This is a genomic window from Candidatus Methanoliparum sp. LAM-1 (genome assembly GCF_020885915.1).
Lineage (GTDB): Archaea > Halobacteriota > Methanoliparia > Methanoliparales > Methanoliparaceae > Methanoliparum > Methanoliparum thermophilum.
This window is the reverse complement of sequence record NZ_AP025251.1, coordinates 78,681-94,692: the sequence shown is the minus strand read 5'-3', so window position 1 is coordinate 94,692 and position 16,012 is coordinate 78,681. Positions and strand designations below refer to the sequence as shown.

At 36.4% G+C, this 16,012-nt stretch carries 16 protein-coding genes and 2 tRNA genes; 3 read left to right on the top strand and 15 right to left on the bottom strand.

Features of this window, described 5'->3' with window-relative positions; genetic code table 11:
• Nucleotides 1-2 precede the first annotated feature (2 nt).
• The 3 genes from LPC15_RS00540 to LPC15_RS00530 are packed head-to-tail and all read right to left on the bottom strand — an operon-like array spanning nt 3 to nt 6,883.
• Nucleotides 3-3,152, bottom strand: a complete 3,150-nt coding sequence (locus tag LPC15_RS00540; protein WP_229234763.1) for a type I restriction endonuclease subunit R — start codon at nt 3,150-3,152, stop codon at nt 3-5.
• Nucleotides 3,136-4,449, bottom strand: coding sequence for a restriction endonuclease subunit S (locus tag LPC15_RS00535; protein ID WP_229234762.1), 1,314 nt, complete (start codon nt 4,447-4,449; stop codon nt 3,136-3,138). The genes LPC15_RS00540 and LPC15_RS00535 overlap by 17 nt, the downstream gene beginning before the upstream one ends.
• Nucleotides 4,442-6,883, bottom strand: a complete 2,442-nt coding sequence (locus LPC15_RS00530) for a type I restriction-modification system subunit M (RefSeq protein ID WP_420709519.1) — start codon at nt 6,881-6,883, stop codon at nt 4,442-4,444. The genes LPC15_RS00535 and LPC15_RS00530 overlap by 8 nt, the downstream gene beginning before the upstream one ends.
• Before the next feature lie 781 nt (nt 6,884-7,664).
• Between LPC15_RS00530 and LPC15_RS00525 the strand changes: the two genes are divergently transcribed.
• Nucleotides 7,665-7,874 carry a hypothetical protein gene (locus LPC15_RS00525; protein WP_229234760.1) on the top strand — a complete coding sequence of 70 codons (210 nt, stop codon included), beginning with the start codon at nt 7,665-7,667 and terminating at the stop codon, nt 7,872-7,874.
• The gene (locus LPC15_RS00520) at nt 7,843-8,199 is read left to right on the top strand and encodes a hypothetical protein (RefSeq protein WP_229234759.1); all 357 of its coding nucleotides are present in this window, start codon (nt 7,843-7,845) and stop codon (nt 8,197-8,199) included. The genes LPC15_RS00525 and LPC15_RS00520 overlap by 32 nt, the downstream gene beginning before the upstream one ends.
• Before the next feature lie 616 nt (nt 8,200-8,815).
• Here the strand turns inward: LPC15_RS00520 and LPC15_RS00515 are convergent.
• A complete protein-coding gene (locus LPC15_RS00515; RefSeq protein ID WP_229234758.1) occupies nt 8,816-10,303 on the bottom strand; it encodes an HTH domain-containing protein in 1,488 nt (495 codons plus the stop codon).
• A gap of 310 nt (nt 10,304-10,613) precedes the next feature.
• On the opposite strand from LPC15_RS00515, the gene LPC15_RS00510 reads away from it, so the two are divergent.
• Nucleotides 10,614-11,165 carry an NUDIX hydrolase gene (locus tag LPC15_RS00510; protein WP_229234757.1) on the top strand — a complete coding sequence of 184 codons (552 nt, stop codon included), beginning with the start codon at nt 10,614-10,616 and terminating at the stop codon, nt 11,163-11,165.
• 38 nt (nt 11,166-11,203) lie between these two features.
• Here the strand turns inward: LPC15_RS00510 and LPC15_RS00505 are convergent, their stop codons facing one another.
• The 11 genes from LPC15_RS00505 to LPC15_RS00455 form a co-directional block, all read right to left on the bottom strand.
• Entirely contained in the window at nt 11,204-12,031 is an 828-nt protein-coding gene (locus LPC15_RS00505; RefSeq protein ID WP_229234756.1) for an MEMO1 family protein, read from the bottom strand.
• Complete coding sequence (rpsB, locus tag LPC15_RS00500) at nt 12,028-12,645, bottom strand: 30S ribosomal protein S2 (protein WP_229234755.1); 618 nt, start codon at nt 12,643-12,645, stop codon at nt 12,028-12,030. Before rpsB ends, LPC15_RS00505 begins: the two co-directional genes overlap by 4 nt.
• A 27-nt stretch (nt 12,646-12,672) precedes the next feature.
• Nucleotides 12,673-12,747 (bottom strand) — tRNA-Pro (locus tag LPC15_RS00495).
• Between the two features lie 46 nt (nt 12,748-12,793).
• A complete protein-coding gene (locus LPC15_RS00490; RefSeq protein WP_229234754.1) occupies nt 12,794-12,979 on the bottom strand; it encodes a DNA-directed RNA polymerase subunit N in 186 nt (61 codons plus the stop codon).
• Between the two features lie 11 nt (nt 12,980-12,990).
• Nucleotides 12,991-13,392, bottom strand: coding sequence for a 30S ribosomal protein S9 (locus tag LPC15_RS00485; protein WP_229234753.1), 402 nt, complete (start codon nt 13,390-13,392; stop codon nt 12,991-12,993).
• Between the two features lie 9 nt (nt 13,393-13,401).
• Nucleotides 13,402-13,815, bottom strand: a complete 414-nt coding sequence (locus tag LPC15_RS00480) for a 50S ribosomal protein L13 (RefSeq protein WP_229234752.1) — start codon at nt 13,813-13,815, stop codon at nt 13,402-13,404.
• Nucleotides 13,816-13,824: 9 nt separating this feature from the next.
• Nucleotides 13,825-14,187 (bottom strand): 50S ribosomal protein L18e, encoded by a 363-nt coding sequence (locus LPC15_RS00475; protein ID WP_229234751.1) that lies wholly within the window; start codon nt 14,185-14,187, stop codon nt 13,825-13,827.
• Between the two features lie 64 nt (nt 14,188-14,251).
• A tRNA-Leu gene (locus tag LPC15_RS00470) sits at nt 14,252-14,336 on the bottom strand.
• Nucleotides 14,298-15,104, bottom strand: coding sequence for a DNA-directed RNA polymerase subunit D (locus LPC15_RS00465; RefSeq protein ID WP_229234750.1), 807 nt, complete (start codon nt 15,102-15,104; stop codon nt 14,298-14,300). The genes LPC15_RS00470 and LPC15_RS00465 overlap by 39 nt, the downstream gene beginning before the upstream one ends.
• A complete protein-coding gene (locus LPC15_RS00460; RefSeq protein ID WP_229234749.1) occupies nt 15,101-15,490 on the bottom strand; it encodes a 30S ribosomal protein S11 in 390 nt (129 codons plus the stop codon). Before LPC15_RS00460 ends, LPC15_RS00465 begins: the two co-directional genes overlap by 4 nt.
• 2 nt (nt 15,491-15,492) lie before the next feature.
• Nucleotides 15,493-16,011, bottom strand: a complete 519-nt coding sequence (locus tag LPC15_RS00455) for a 30S ribosomal protein S4 (RefSeq protein ID WP_229234748.1) — start codon at nt 16,009-16,011, stop codon at nt 15,493-15,495.
• Nucleotide 16,012: the final 1 nt, after the last annotated feature.

Genomic DNA, 16,012 nt, shown 5'->3' with positions numbered 1-16,012 from the left:
AATCACTTCCCATAAATGTGATAAGCAAGCTCCATCAACTTCTGGGCTATTTCATTTATTTTTCTGAATAAAATTTTTTCACTCCCTAACTTAGGAAGCAGAATTTGTAAAATAATGTCTGATTTTAATTCCTTTTGCTTTGTGTAGTTCTCCCAAAAGTCCACCACTTGAATCTCTCTCCTGATGATCTCGATCACATCCCTAGTTAAATCAATCAGAAAGTCAACATCTTCATCGCTCGGCGTTTTAATAGGATTTTTACCGTATATCTCTTGTTTTAGCAGCCCGAAAAATGGCATCTCTTTTTTTGGCTCAAAATCGAAGGTATTCTCGGATTCTCTTCCTCGTTTTATCGCTTCTCTAATTTTTTCAAGCTCGATGGCAAGAATATCCCAGTTATCTCTGTATTCCTCAAGGATCCTTTTTAATCTATCAGAAAACCTTTCATAAAACTCAGGGTCTTCTTCATAATGTTTTTCAATATGTTCTATGATGGCATATCTAAGTTCTTCAGCTCTCGCTTTGCTTGATTTTTCCTTCTTTAATTTGTTGATGAATTTATCGTCAAGAAGAGGAGTTGGGGGTATTTTCGGCTCAACACCTTTTGATATGAGGTACTCTTCAACAATCTCTCTTATCTTTCTGCTTGCATCCTTTACACTTAGTTTGTCATCCCTATATCTGTTTCTCGCGGACTCTTTTATAAAAGAGAGAATTTTTAAATCCGTAACATATTTTAGGGCTTCCGGATCAGGGAGCACAGCATCCATTGCCCTGTTAAATCTTCTTACAAGCATTATAAATTCGTTTCTTACCTCTTCATCAACAAGAAGGTCAATGCATTCATCTATGTTATCTCTCCAGTTTTCAATTTCGTGTTTTTTAAAGAAATCTTCGATAAGGTTATGGGTAAATTTTAAATCATCAACGCTTTTGGCTTTATCCTCAACAACCTGTGTAATTTCCTTTATATCTTCATCGGCATAAATGGCGAGAGACTCTCTCAAATGCTTTAAAACTCCGACATAATCCACAACAAAACCACAGCTCTTGTTTTTGTAAACTCTGTTCACTCTTGCGATTGCCTGTAATAGATTGTGTTCTTTTATCACGTTATCTAAATACATAACTTGCTCAATTGGGGCATCAAAGCCCGTAATGAGCATACTCTGAACAACTAAAATACCAACATCCCCAGAAATACCTGTGTCATCTGTTTTATCAAAGGGAAGTTTGAAGCTCTTTATTATCTTTTCATGCTTATTTGGATCGGTGTAAGGATGATACTCAGGAGGGTCATTAGGCAGTCCTGATATAACCACGCCAACTTTTAATCTTTCAAGCTGATTTATATCTATTCTGCTTCGATTGTTTTTTCTCAGTTCCTTTATTTTCTCCTTCAATGCATTTTCAAAGGCTTCTTTATATCTTATTGTAGCAAGCCTTGAGACAGTCACGACTTGAGCCTTAAATCCATTTGGAAAGACGTGGGCAATATAGTGGTCTATCATATCCTTTGCCTTATCCCTTATCACATTTTCATCTTCAAGATACGCCCGCCATGTATATCTCCCCATAATCTTTGCCTTTTCGCCGGCATCAAGCACTGAGAAGACATCCTCAAACCTTGCGTTTGCTGCTTCTTCATCAGAAAGTTCTGCACTGTGGACTCTGCCTTCATAAACAATTTCGACAGTTACGCCATCATCAACCGACTGCCTTATGCTGTATTTGTCTATGTATTCACCAAAAGTTGTCTCAGTTTTTTCAATAGGTGTCCCTGTATAGGCTATCTTTACAGCGTTGGGCAGAGCTTTTCTTAAGTTTGCACCTAAGAGTTTATACTGTGTCCTGTGTGCCTCGTCAACCATGATAAGGATGTTCGGAGATGGATTTAACAGAGGAAATTCCTTTTTAAGATCTCTTTCCTGAAACTTGTGGATCATGCCCATAACAAGGTCTGGAGTATCAGTCCTTAAAAGGTCTTGAAGCTCTCTTATACTTCCTGCTAGATGGACAGTAAAACCTACACTCTTTGATGTTTCATTTAATTGTTTTTCCAAGTCTTTCCTGTCTGTTATAAAGACAATTTTGAAGTTACCAAACTCAGAATTATGGTACATTTCCCTCACGGTAAACATCATGGTTAATGATTTGCCAGACCCTTGGGTATGCCAGACGATTCCTCCTCGTTCTTCCGGAGTTTTTCCTTCTTTTAGCCTCTTTATTATTTTCTTAACCGCCCTGAACTGTTGGTATCTTGATACAACTTTGATAACACCGCTCTTAGGATCCTCTTTAAAAATGGTAAACGTATGGAGAATATCAAGAAGATTATCCTTCGTAAGCGTTCCCTGACATAAAACCTGCTGGCTCGTTACATTTCCCTCAGCACTTATATCTGAAAGAGTGTAAGGATAAGGATCTTTCCACTCAACAAAGTGCTCATACTCTGCGGTAATAGTGCCATACTTTGCGGTCTGGTTGGAAGTGGCGATCATAAAAAGGTTGTACCAAAAGAGTTTTTCATTCCCTTCCCTTATCCCTCTTCTGTTGGAGTATCTCATAAGCTGGGTTATTGCCTCTCCTATGGGGTCTGCAATAGCTGGGGATTTACATTCTATGACCACCAAAGGTAATCCATTCACAAAGAGGACAATATCAGGTATTATGTGCTTTTCTGTCCCCGGAATATTTACCTTAAACTGGGAGACTGCAATAAATGAGTTATTCTCTGGATTTCTAAAGTCTATAAACCTGACTGTTGGGCTTTTCTCTCCTGTCTTCCTATTCTCTGACACAGAAGTATTTTCAAGGAGCAAATCGTGGATTTCTCGGTTTGCCTCTAAAAGAGAATTGGCTGTTGGTGTTGTTATTCTTCGGACAACTTCATTTATTTGGTCTTCTTCTATCCAGGGGTTTATTCTTTTGATTGACTGTTTTAAAACATCTTCAAGAATTACCTCTCTGAAACTTTCACGCCAATTTATGCTTTCACCATAAGCAGGTTCAAATGATGAATTGAAAGAAACAATCTCTTTAATATCTTCGGGATTGCCTTTATTCTGTCTATAAACCTTCCAGCCCAGCCGCTGGAGTTGAGCAAGGAATGGATTTTCAACATAATATTCTTCGTCAAGCTTGCGATACATTTTCAACACCTTCTTTTATTAAATGATTAACCCTTACTTTACCGGTCAATAAATCATCCATCAACCCTTGCTTTATCCGTTCAAGTTTTTCTTTGTATCTTTGCTCTTTTTCTATGGTCTCGTCTATCTGAGAGAGGATGGATGCGATGCGGTGTTGCTCGGGTTTGGATTTTGGGATTAGTAACATTAATCGCCTTGCTTGTGATTGGCTTATCATTGGTACACCTGTTTGAGATAAAATCGATTCTATTTGTGATTGAACTTTATGACTCGTTAGAACGTTATACAAAAATTGTGGACTAATTTTAATCTTTTTTATTAAGATTATACTTGGATTAATGGTGGCATCTCCAATATTTCTATCAATTATTGTTACTTTTCCAATGCTTCCTCTTTGGACTAATATGATATCAAAAACACAAACTTTAATTTCAGGAGATTCATTAAATTTTTTATATGTTATATGAGTAGTATTTGATAGATCAATTTTGTTTTCGTCTGAAATATTAGTAGCTCCTAAAGTGATTGGCCCTTCATCTGTCAAATCTTCAAAAGTATAGCCTCTCCACCCTATTCTTCCTTTTAATTCTGCCACATCTCCCAGCCTCACCACCTCCCACTCTTCCGGTATCCTCCCAAGTGGCGAATCCTTGAACCTGTGCGTCTCTTCACTCCTTATCTGCCCGTTCTCATCAATGCCTTTTGTGAGCAAATCCTGCATCAAGCCCTGCTTTATGCGTTTGTATTTCTCTATGATTTTGTCAGTCTTTTCTATAGCGCTGTCAACTGTTTCAAGGATTTCGACGATTTTGCGCTGCTCGGAGAAGGGAGGAATTAAAATAGCCAACTTGACCAAAGCTGGTGGTCTAATTTCGCTAAAACTTGTTCCTTGGGAAAATCTAATAAGTAGATTCTTATTATGTAGAAGGAAGTACCTAAAAAAGGTGTTGAAAACCTTATGCTCGTCCAATACAATACCTGTAATGCCTTGTTTAGTTGCGGCAGGAATCCTTGTAATTCCTACTTCACCTATTGTTGCTCCTGTAGAGACTATCACTGAACCTCGAGGCCATAGTTTTGCACTAGATTTTTTCAAACCCTTCCTACTGAGTGTTTCCTTGGTTTTTTCGATGTAGGGTCTAATATCATCAATAACGACCCAAGGAATACCTCCATTGAAATTGTCAGCATCATTTCTTGAAGGAGTGCCACCATCACCTAATTCTTTTATAACCTCCCCCAACCTTGCCTTTTTCCATCCCTTTGGAAGTTCTCCCACTTCTTTAGCTTCAGACATAGTAATATCCCAATTCTTTCAAAAATCCATCCAACTTTTTGACTTCCTCATCCCTTTCCTGCGTCAATTCCTCTAAGGAAACTTTATACTTATCCCACAGGTTTTCAAAAATCTTTATGAGATCTTTTTTCTCTGCATTCAGATATTTATTGAGTTGTTCATCAATGATTCCATAAAATTTCTCAAGAAGCAACTCCTTTACTTCTTCCTCACTTAGCGATTTTCTTTTATACTGTATCTTTCTCTCAAGCTCATTTTTTATATCTCTCAATGCCTTCTTGAACTTCTTCAATTCTTTTTCTTTCTTTTCAATCCTTGAGACTAAATTCTCCCATTTTGCGGCTTCTTGTAATGCTGACTCACTCCAGCTTGCTCTTAAATCCTTAACAATCTCTTTTAAGTGCTTCCTTACCTTATTTGCCGTTTTATTACCCTGTTCCTCCTCATCCCAGTCTTCAACCTCTTCTAAAAACTCGTTTAGTTCTCCTTCAATCTCTGCTACTTTGCTTTCCAGCTTTTCAATTTCTTCCAATTCTGCCCTGAAAAACCTCTCTTTTATCCTCTCATCCTCAATCAGGTTTTTACTCCAGCCGGTAGAAACTATGGTTTTAAAATCATATCTAAGCTCTTCCCACCAGTTCACAAATATGCCAGAGATCTTAAACTCATCAAGCAAGTTAAGAGGTAGAAATCTCTCCTTTAACTGTTTCATAGCCCTGTTTCTGAAGTCCCAGAGATCGTTGTTGCCGTGAAATCCCTCAATCTCAGGCTTTACCTCATCCCACCATTTCCTTAGTTTTTCTCTGTGCTTTGAGATTGTGGCTTTTACATTATTATCGCTCTCAATAATTTCTCCTAGCATGCTTCTTTCCTCAATATTATCATTAAACTCCAAATAATTCTTATCTTTTTCTTTCAGGAGATGGTTAAGTGAAAGATTAAACCTCTGGAATTGTTCTTTATAAAGGTCAACCTCCCTCTTTGGAACACCACCGACAAGATGAGCATGAACATCCTCAATCTCAGGGTCTGGAGAGTTGTCCACATACCTCCTGATGTTCAGATTAAAATCATTATCTTCAATTTCCCTAATATCTACGAGCCTCGAGTATTTTGGTATCTCCTTTTTCTCGGTAAATACCGTTACAATCTTCTCGATGTCTTCTGGTCTTAGATAATTCTGATTCCGTCCCTCTCCATATTCCCTGTCTGCATTGATGAATAAAATCTTGTCTTTCATATGTTCTGGCTTATTTTTGTTGATAACAACCACGCAGGCTGGAATACTTACGTTGTAAAAGAGTTTGGAGGGTAAACCAATAATAGCCTCAATTAAATCATCTCTAACTATCCCTTCTCTAATAATCTTTTCCTGCCCACCTCTGAACAATATACCATGAGGCATAACAGTTGCCATAATGCCATCATTTTTTAAGCTGGCAATCATATGTTGCAAAAACATTAAATCCGCTTTTTTACCTGTTTCGGGAGTAAAACCGTATTTAAATCTCTCAGGAAATTGCATGTTTGTACGGGTATAATTCTGAGAAAATGGAGGATTGGCTAGAACCCTGTCAAAATGCTTTATGTATCCATTTTCTACAAACATAGGGGTTGTTAAAGTATCTTCATTTTCTATATGTGCATCTGGAATACCGTGGAGGATCATATTCATCTTACATATTGACCATGTCAATCCGTTAAGCTCCTGCCCATAAAGAGCTATATTTCTGGTATTCTGCCCCTGCTCTTCAATATAATGTCTTGATTCTATAAGGAACCCTCCCGAGCCAACTGTAGGATCATAGATTGTCATGCCTTCTTGTGGTTTAACAAGTCTGACCATTAGTTTCTTTACATGCGTAGGAGTGTAAAATTCACCGCCCTTTTTACCTGCCGAGTCAGCAAATTCTTTAAGAAGATACTCGTAGGCAGCGCCAAGCAAATCTGGAAACTCAAAGTCATCGTTTGTGAGTCTGTATTTATTAAAGTGGTGAATCAGGTCAATGAGTTGCTGGTCTTTAAGACGAGTTTTTCCTTTTATGGCATTAAAATCAATATGCTTTAAAACACCATCAAGCTCTGAACTCTTTTCCTCTACTGCAGCTAATGCTTTATTTAAGTGATTGCCCACGTTTTCCTTCAGGTTAAGAATATTTTGCCATCTTGCTCTCTCTGGAACAAAGAAGGTATCTCCATATAAATTAGGATCTTCCAAAAGCTCATTAATCTGTTTATCAGAAAACCCCTGAGCTTTTAATCCATCTCTTAATTCTGCTCTTTTTGCTTCAAAAACATCCGAAGCACGCTTTAAAAAGAGCATACCAAAAATATATTCCTTATACTCAGAGGCATCCATCTTCCCCCTGAGAATATCTGCAGCTTTAAAAAGATGAGTCTCAAGCTGTCTTAGGGTTATCTTACCATTATTCATAGCATCATCCTTCAATAATATTGTATTCCTCATTTTTAAGTATTTCCAAGACATGTTTAGGTATTTCATATAACGTCCGGAGCTTAAAAGAAGTTTTTGCGAAGCAAAAATTTGAGTGAGTGCCGTAAAACACGAACCTTTTATGCTGTGTTATACGCCGTCCGCTTATTTCACTCATTTGTAGGTTGTTTTTACCCATTCCCGTAACCACCATCCATTCCCCTCCATACCTTTAATACATTTCATTTCTTCTAAGTCTTTCAATATATCCCCAGCTCTTTTTCGTTCATCATTGAGCGGTTATATATAATTTTTATGATGTTGAAAGCAGTAAAAAAGATAAAAAATACATTATAGAGGAAATAATAGAACCGCATTCTATTTGGTTGTGTTCTTGTATGAGATTTTTAGTGTTTAGAATACCTATAAGGGATTGAAATCCTTCTGGTGTTGATGGCAGAACCATTAGAGGTATTACTTCTCATATGATTATATTTGATGAGGCAGCATTTATGCCAGACATTATATTTGATGTCGTTCTTCCATCTATAATTGGTTCTACTAACCACAAAATAATCTTAAACAAAGTCCTGAAACAGACATTTCAAGATTAGATTCATTATGCTTAATTTTTGGGATAGGATTAGTTTTATTCGACGTAAATGATCCAAACAATCCTAAATTTGAAATTAGAGTTAGACCAATTAAGCATGATCCTGATATTTTTTACACAAACAAATACCTAAAGTTGATTGATGATGAAATCTTTGGATGATGTAATATGATAGTCAGACCAATCCTAGAATCAATAGTTGAAGATATTAAGTTCGAAGATTTACCTGCTAACTGGAATTCGTTTGATTTGGATAATTTTTCAAAGAGTAAGAGACTTTGGGATTATCAAAAAGATGCTTTGAAAAACGCTATAAAGGTTTTGTGGAAGTATTTTGAGGGCTTTGTTGATTACCAAGAGGGCGAAAAATTTAAGTAGCGAGCAATATTTTGAAAGCGGGCATAAGGAAATCAAAATCAAGTATATTGCCAATCATTATTACATTCCACTTATCTTATCCCCTGATGAAAAGGTAGGTTATATCAAGCACATAATTAAAACTCAAAGCGAGGAAAGATTCATCAATGATTTGGAAGATCATTTAACCAAGGCTGATAACAAGTTCAAGGAATTTGATTGGTGGCTGTTCAGCAAATTGGATGAAAGTTTAGATGAAGTTTATATCCCCTACTATAATCCCAATGCGAACAAATTTAGCCATTTCTATCCAGATTTTATTTTTTGGTTAAAGAGGGGGGAATAATTACTTTATTGTTTTTGTTGATCCAAAGGGAACTGAGCATACAAGCGCATACCGAAAAATTGATGGATATGCACAATTATTTGAAGAAAACGGAAAGGAAAAGGTTTTTAATTACAATGGATTTAAAGTCAGAATAAAATTGCTACTAAGACCAGAAGATGTTTCAAAAACTCTTAATGGGTATAGACAATATTGGTTTGATAATATTGAAAAGATGTTAGAAATGATAGTATAATTAACAAAAGATTTTATGGCGTCGGGCATCTGCGATTGCTCGCAACCTTGCCATTCGGATTATATAACAGCGGATAAAAGGGAAATCAAAGATTTCCTCAAATTGCCTCGTTAACTTCTTTTATCCGCAGAACGTTATATGAAATCGTGGGCGAATAGCATTTTGATTATCATTCCTTTGACAATAATAAATCCTTTCCATGTTTTTCATAACAAGATGAGCAATATATCTTGGCATGCAAGCTATGAAGGAATTTATCTTCAATATGTTCTCGATAGTAGGTCTCACCAGGCAATATTTCCTTACCACAGTTGTAGCAAATATGCTGGGACCTAGCTTTGTTTTCTTTAAGATTTTTAGATGATTGTACTTCCCCATTGCTCAACAACCTTCTTTCCCTATATTCTTTTTAATCCATTCATCTATTTTTTCTATTGGAACATTTAGTTTATATTCGATGGGTCTCTTTGAACCAGTCCACTTAATTAATCCTTCTATTTCTAATATCCCTAAAGTCATTCTGATTTTGTATTCTTCTGGTTTTCCCTTAAAAGTCCTGTCAAGTGATAAGTTTTGCCCTTCAAGCATAGAGAAAATTAGATCGGTATTGATCAGATTTTGACTTTTGAACCCTTCAATTATCTTTTCTAAAATAGTTTGAAAGTGATTTATAGGGCAATAGTGTTCATAAGGATTATCTTTTCTTGCTATGGCAACAATGGAATGCCCTTTTATATACCATTTGAAATATTTTGAACCAAGTTCCTTTTCTGGTGTGGGCTTCTCTTCAATCTCTATAGTGGGGGTAGGTGGCACCTCTTCTTTTTCTCCAAGTCTAACAAGAAGATTAGAAATTTGTTGGAAGATGTTTGCTATATCTTTTGTTTTGATTGTTAGGATATACCTATTTTCAGAAATCTCTTTAACTCCATTTATAAACGGGAGCTTTAATAGGCTAATGATATATTCAATATCCTCAGGCTCTATTTCAAGTTCTTCTATCTTTTCTCTTCCTGCTAAACTATCAAAAGTAAAATAGCCCAATCTATCTTGTAAAGATTGCATTTCTTCAATAATTACTCCGAATTGTTCTAATAAATTTCTTCTGGAAAGATTTTGAGTTAGTAAATCCTCCAGTTGGGAGCTTTTGTCACCTTTACCAGCAAACAAATCTTTTAATTCTGTTAAAGTAAAAGGAAATTTAGAATGTGCCTCTACAAGTTTTATTAAATCTTCTGTTTTTAGCAGGGAAACATCATACTCGTTTGCTCGTTCCTCCAAATTTCCCCCAGAAAAACTCGGACCTACTACAACTACAAAATCAGCTTTGTTTTTCTTTTTATGGTCTCTTAAAGAAATCCAATCTATATATCGATCTATAATTTTACCTGATTTACTTGTTTTACCATCAACATTAACTTTGAATGACTCTTGGCCAATATTTGCTGTAAGAAGAACATCTGTATCTCCTTTACCTCCAATAAGTTCAGCTTCAAACCCCAAAAAATTAAAAGCGTCTTTTATTGCCTTTTCAAAATCTGTTGGAGAGTCACTCTTAGATTGTCTTTCTTTTAGGTATTTAATAATCAAATTTGCTCCCATAGAAATTTTTATCGTTTCGTCTTTTTCTTCATGAGTTTCTTCACCCCATTCTCTCAATCCAAACAATCCTCGTTTCACTTTCACAAATAAGGATTTTTCTCCTTTTTGCTTTATATCGGTATAAATTACTGCACCCATTGTTGCATCTGGAGTCTTGCCGTCACTTGTAATTAACCTTTCCTTTAATGCAATTTTGGTAATCTCTCTTGCTGAAAGCGGTCTTTTCTTTTTTCCTAACACATGATATGCAGCTTCTTTGAATTTCATACTATATACCTCTATCTCTTAAGGGTTAATATTATTTGTGTCCCCTATGCGTTTAATAAGCCGTTCGCCCACGATTCTACGGTTGCTCCGCAACCTTGCCCTTCGGGACATATAACAGCGGATAAAAGGCTTCGCCAAAATTGTCTTCGCCAACTTCTTTTATGCTAAGGACGTTATATGAAATTCGCTCGGCGAATTAACAAAGAATTTAAAAACTAACGAGATAATACTATAATGAGGAGCTTGAAAATGGCAAAGAAAATATATATTAAACAGTTTTTGCATTTTATCCAATTAGAAAGTGATCAAGATGAAGATTACAAAACGGGAGATCGTCTTTGAAGGAAAACATTTAAGGCTTTTGAAGAAATATTTTAAACATTTGGGAAAAGAATATGTATGGGAGACAGTGGAGAGAAAAAATATTTACAATAGCGGTGCAGTAGTAATCGTTGCTTTAACTAAAGAAAGAGAGCTAATTTTAGAAAAAAATTGGAGAGCTCCTTTAGAAAATTTTGTTATCCAATTTCCTGCAGGTCTTACTGATATCGAAGGTGAAAGTGAGGAAGATACTGCCCGTAGAGAGCTTTTAGAGGAGACAGGCTATCGAGCAGAGGAACTTATCAATATTATCTCGACACCACTATCTCCAGCTCTAACTCCTACCAGAGCCACCTATTTTTTTGCTCCAAGAGTAGAGTTTGTAGGAATAAGTAAGAAGGATACTGCTGAGGTGATCGAGGTTTTGAAAGTCTCAGTTAATAAGATAGATGATTTTCTGATAAATCTCCCAAAAAATACTGAACTCGATCTTAGGGTTCCGGGTATAATCTGGATTTTGGAGAAGAAAAAATTAATTTAGAGATGATATGCCGCCTTTACCCTACCTTTGCTAAAGTATCATATAACTATACTAGCATAACCAACGACCTGCAATCTGTCGCCTGAAACATCTCCACTGGTAGAATATTTTAGAAATCGTCCTACTTTTGCACCAAATCTTTTAGATATATCCATTACAGTAGAAATACAACCGTATCCACATGCAGAGACGTTTTCTTCATATAAAACCTTATATAATCCAGGTACATCAAGATTTTCTATTTTATCTATCAATTTTTTATCTTTTTGATAAGCCACTTGTTCAGGCACATAATGAGAGAAATCGCTCGATGCAATAAACGTAATATTTTTGTTTAGTCCAGAAATAGCGTTTAAAATACTATCCGCTACCTCTAACACTGTTTCTTGGTCTTGCATTCCTAATATTATCGGCACTATCTTAAAATTTCCGAATATATACTGTAAAAAAGGTAACTGTACCTCGATAGAATGCTCATAAATATGAGCAACCTCTGATCTATCAATAATAAGCGGTGGTATTTTCTTTATTATATCTAAATCTGGCTCTACTACTCCAAACGGTGTCCTCCATTTATCAGAGCTCACAGAGACCGGTGAACCCAACCCAGTATGGTTAGGACCAAACAAGATAAAAGTATCGGTATCTTTATTTAACCGCTCTAGCGCAGAATAAGTATACGCAGCCGTCTGGCCTGAATATATATATCCGGCATGAGGAGCAACACCACCATAAAGCTTATCTACCCCGTCTAATTTGGCATCAATAATTTTAGAATCTACGTTTGATAAAAAAGTAGATATCATATCTGCCAACTCATCCTTATTAGCAGGATAGAATTGATCCGCTACTGCTGGAGCTCTCATATCACAGCATCTTCGTATTCGAAGTCGGAAAGTTTGTAATCAAATTTGTCTATGCCTCTCTCCTTCAAGAGATTTTTGGATAGTAGATAATACACCAATGCAAGAGCAGATTTTCCTTTGTTATTAGTAGGAATTACCAAATCGATATTTGATAAGTCATTATTTGTGTCACATAATGCAATAATAGGAATACCTATCTTCTTCGCTTCTTTAACCGCATTCTGGTCGGAAAAAGGATCGGTTACTATTAAAATATCCGGTTCGATATAATCAGACATAGAGAAGTTGGTAAGCGTTCCTGGAACAAACCGTCCTGTAATAGCTTTTGCATTTGTAGCTCTTGCAAACATCGCAACAGGTCTTTGTCCATATACTCTCATAGATACCGCCAATATTTTTGACGGGTCGTATCGTGCCAGTAACTTTGCAGCATCCTTTATCTTTTTATCGGTATAATGGACATCGATCAGGTATAAACCATCCGTTCTGACCTTATAAACATATTTAACCATCTGTTTGGTCTTTTGCTGCGTACCAATATTCACAGCCGAGTTAAAATATTCCTCTATAGGAACGAGAAGCTCCTCTTCCACCATACCATTACTTGAACTCATTTTTATCTCACCCTTGTTTATCTTACATGGGGCCGCTGAGATTTGAACTCAGGTCACGGCGTCCCGAACGCCGAAGGATCGACCAGGCTACCCTACGACCCCAATCATTATACATTATACACGGAATTTTATCATTCTGTTTTATCTGTCAATATTTAGATAAAAGATCTATCGTCTCTACATGAGAAAGAAAAATCCTTCTACAACAATATCTCTTTATGCCAAGATCGTCCAAAACATCTTTAGGTTTCTCACCTTTAGCTACTCTATCTTTATATTCTTCCCAATGCCGAGAGATTAAGCTTCCACACGTAAAACATCTGACTGGAAACATGATTCAACCATTTATCTATACGACTTTTGCCTCTTGGCTCTTGCACCACGTCCACCAAACTTCTTCGTCTCCTTTTGCCTAGAGTCGTTAACCAAGAGAGAACGATCATACTTGTAGAGATACTCTTTAAGAGTATTATCTTCGGTCCATTCTACTAATCCTCTTGCTATCGCTGTTCTAACTGCATCCGCCTGTCCTATAATTCCCCCACCAGAGACAACTACATCGATATCTACTCCATCTATAAAGTTTTTTGCAACTAATAGCGGCTCCAATATTTTATCTCTCACAATGACCGGCTCTATAATCTCTATCGGTTTTTTATTTACTCTAATTCTGCCTGTTCCTGCTCGGATAGTCGCTTTAGCTATCGCAGTTTTTCTTTTACCGCTAGTATTGACAATTTTATCCATTATAACACCTCAAAATCTTGATCCTAATCTTCTTGATATATCCTCTAAATGAACATATTTGATCGTACTAAGGTTTGACAAAGATATAGCAGGCATAGTCTCATAATCATTTATACCGTTAGGTACACCAACATATACCTTTAAACGTCTATATGCCTCTTTACCTCGTGCTTTTTTGAACGGTAACATGCCTCTTATAGTCCTTCTCAATATCTTATCAGGTCTTTTTGGAAAATAAGGCCCTTTTTCTGGACTTCCGCGAGTTTGTTTAGTCTTATACAACGAGGTTAAAAATCTCTTAGATCCGGTAATAACACATTTTTCACTATTAACAATGATTATTTCCTCTCCATTCAATAACTTTTTTGCCACCTCGCTTGCCAATCTACCCATTATTAAATTAGATGCATCTATCACAGTCATTTATATACCTCATTGTATTATAACAACATTTGATCCTTTTGGACGTTCTTTAACAAGTTCATCTATAGTTAAGCATCTACCACCGGAATCTATAATCTTTTTGTATGCTGTCTTACTAAAATTTATAGATGATACAGTTACAGGATGATCAATAGTTCCAGAACCAAGCACTTTACCTGGAACAAGGACTATTTTATCCTTATCAGCATATCTGTTTATCTTACCGATATTTACAGCTATCATTGATCTTGTTGGACTGTTTAATCTTTGTGCGACATCTTTCCAAATCTTTGCATTTTCTTCTCTCGATTTGGTTAACAACTTGTTGATCTGATCAATGATCAAAGGGTTGCTTTTTTTTCTAATTTTCATAATCTCTTTCACCTACTATCTATTAACTAAATATTATTTTCTGCAAAATTATAACACGGATAAATGCGGGGGAGGGGATTTGAACCCCCGAATTCCTCTGAAACAGGATCTTAAGTCCTGCGCCTTTGACCAATCTCGGCAACCCCCGCTTTAAGGTTTATCAGTTTATTCTCGATCACATCTACCGCAGTATTTACAATATCCTTAACGTTAATGCTTCCATCCGACTCTATATTAAATATAAATTGGTATTCGTCCAAACTTACTCGTATCGCATCTATCGAACAGGTACGTTCACATAACCTACATAGATTACAATCTAGTATATTTTTTACTCTCAATTCTTTGTCTATATATAATAAACCTTTAGGGCACTCTTTTATACAATCTCCACAAAGATCACAATTTATGATATCAATCTTTGCCACGTTTCTATAAGCACAGATCGTAGTAGCCTGCCATTTAGCATGGTTTTTTCCGATACCTAATTTAGCAATAGCCTCACAGATTACTCTTTGTCCCTCATAAAGCTTAACAATAGGAATATCCTGATATGCAGGATTGACCGATGAATCGGTTGAGACTAAATCAGACGAATAAACCATTTTCGGACCTTCTGCACTCAAAGACAGGATCGTCTGACACGAGCTACAACCTTCTCCGTTGCACTCACACTCATTAGGCATCTTAAAAAATTCCAAATCATCCGTCTTTAAGGGTATTAAACCGATTCTTGATGCCAACATCTCGTTGTATAAGGATGAAGAATTGTCATAAATTCTTATAAAATCAACGGCCAATTTTGGAATTTCAGACATGGCAACCCTACGAATAGCGTTTATAAACGCTGTCGAAACACCTTTTATCAAGAATTTACCGTTTGTATCTATATAATCCAATATCTCTACATGGATCATATTCTTTTTCCTCTTCTGCCTCCTTTAGCTTTACATCCATCATGTGGGATCGGTGTTACATCCTCTATCCTACCTATCTTTAATCCGGATCTTGCAAGTGCTCTTATTGCAGACTGAGCACCAGCACCAGGACTTTTAGATTTATTGCCGCCAGGCGCTCTAACTTCTATATCTAAACCAACAATACCTTTCTCTTTTACTATTTCAGCCGCCTTTAACGCTAACTGCATTGCAGCATAAGGAGATCCTTCATTCCTGCTTGCTTTTACTACCATACCACCAGATACTCGTGCAAGTGTCTCTGCTCCAGTTATATCCGTAATAGTTACGATTGTATTATTGAGTGATGCATATATATGAGCTATACCCCATTTCTCTTTAGGCATTTTTATCCAACCTCTCTATGTTTAAAAGGAGAATTTTCTGCAAAAGAGATCGTATCTTCCTCATCTTTTCCTACCAAGTAACTAGGTGAGGATATCCTTCTACCATTAACCGCAATATGACCATGGACGATCAGCTGTCTTGCACCTTTTGGCGTAGATGCTAAACCTTTTGTATAGACAATAGTCTGAAGCCTTCTTTCAAGGAATTTTTTCACATCTAAAGAAAGGATCTCATCAAGAGGATCAATTCCTCCTTTTAAAATGCCATATCGTACCAATTTATTCACAATATCATTTTTTCTCTTATTTACAATCTCGTTCTCTGGATTTAACGCAAGTTCTGCCAAAATAGCCCGAGCCTCTCTTCGATACTTCCTTAATTCTTCTTCTACTCTCCATAGCTCTCTCTTGTTTCGCAAACCATACGTGCATACTATCTCTCTCTCAGATACAAGCCTGGATTTTTGCCACGGATGAATCGGTTTTTTATATAATTTTTTTAATCTTTTAGGCTCTCCCATC

Excerpts from the sequence above, each read along its gene's own strand:
- LPC15_RS00490 (WP_229234754.1), bottom strand. The coding sequence starts at position 12,979 with ATGTTTCCAGTCAGATGTTTTACGTGTGGAAGCTTAATCTCTCGGCAT.
- LPC15_RS00480 (WP_229234752.1), bottom strand. The coding sequence starts at position 13,815 with ATGACTGTGATAGATGCATCTAATTTAATAATGGGTAGATTGGCAAGC.
- LPC15_RS00460 (WP_229234749.1), bottom strand. The coding sequence starts at position 15,490 with ATGCCTAAAGAGAAATGGGGTATAGCTCATATATATGCATCACTCAAT.
- LPC15_RS00465 (WP_229234750.1), bottom strand. The coding sequence starts at position 15,104 with ATGATCCATGTAGAGATATTGGATTATATAGATACAAACGGTAAATTC.
- LPC15_RS00535 (WP_229234762.1), bottom strand. The coding sequence starts at position 4,449 with ATGTCTGAAGCTAAAGAAGTGGGAGAACTTCCAAAGGGATGGAAAAAG.
- LPC15_RS00475 (WP_229234751.1), bottom strand. The coding sequence starts at position 14,187 with ATGAAAATTAGAAAAAAAAGCAACCCTTTGATCATTGATCAGATCAAC.
- LPC15_RS00485 (WP_229234753.1), bottom strand. The coding sequence starts at position 13,392 with ATGGATAAAATTGTCAATACTAGCGGTAAAAGAAAAACTGCGATAGCT.
- LPC15_RS00455 (WP_229234748.1), bottom strand. The coding sequence starts at position 16,011 with ATGGGAGAGCCTAAAAGATTAAAAAAATTATATAAAAAACCGATTCAT.
- LPC15_RS00530 (WP_420709519.1), bottom strand. The coding sequence starts at position 6,883 with ATGAATAATGGTAAGATAACCCTAAGACAGCTTGAGACTCATCTTTTT.
- LPC15_RS00525 (WP_229234760.1), top strand. The coding sequence starts at position 7,665 with ATGATAGTCAGACCAATCCTAGAATCAATAGTTGAAGATATTAAGTTC.
- LPC15_RS00540 (WP_229234763.1), bottom strand. The coding sequence starts at position 3,152 with ATGTATCGCAAGCTTGACGAAGAATATTATGTTGAAAATCCATTCCTT.
- LPC15_RS00515 (WP_229234758.1), bottom strand. The coding sequence starts at position 10,303 with ATGAAATTCAAAGAAGCTGCATATCATGTGTTAGGAAAAAAGAAAAGA.
- rpsB (WP_229234755.1), bottom strand. The coding sequence starts at position 12,645 with ATGAGTTCAAGTAATGGTATGGTGGAAGAGGAGCTTCTCGTTCCTATA.
- LPC15_RS00510 (WP_229234757.1), top strand. The coding sequence starts at position 10,614 with ATGAAGATTACAAAACGGGAGATCGTCTTTGAAGGAAAACATTTAAGG.
- LPC15_RS00505 (WP_229234756.1), bottom strand. The coding sequence starts at position 12,031 with ATGAGAGCTCCAGCAGTAGCGGATCAATTCTATCCTGCTAATAAGGAT.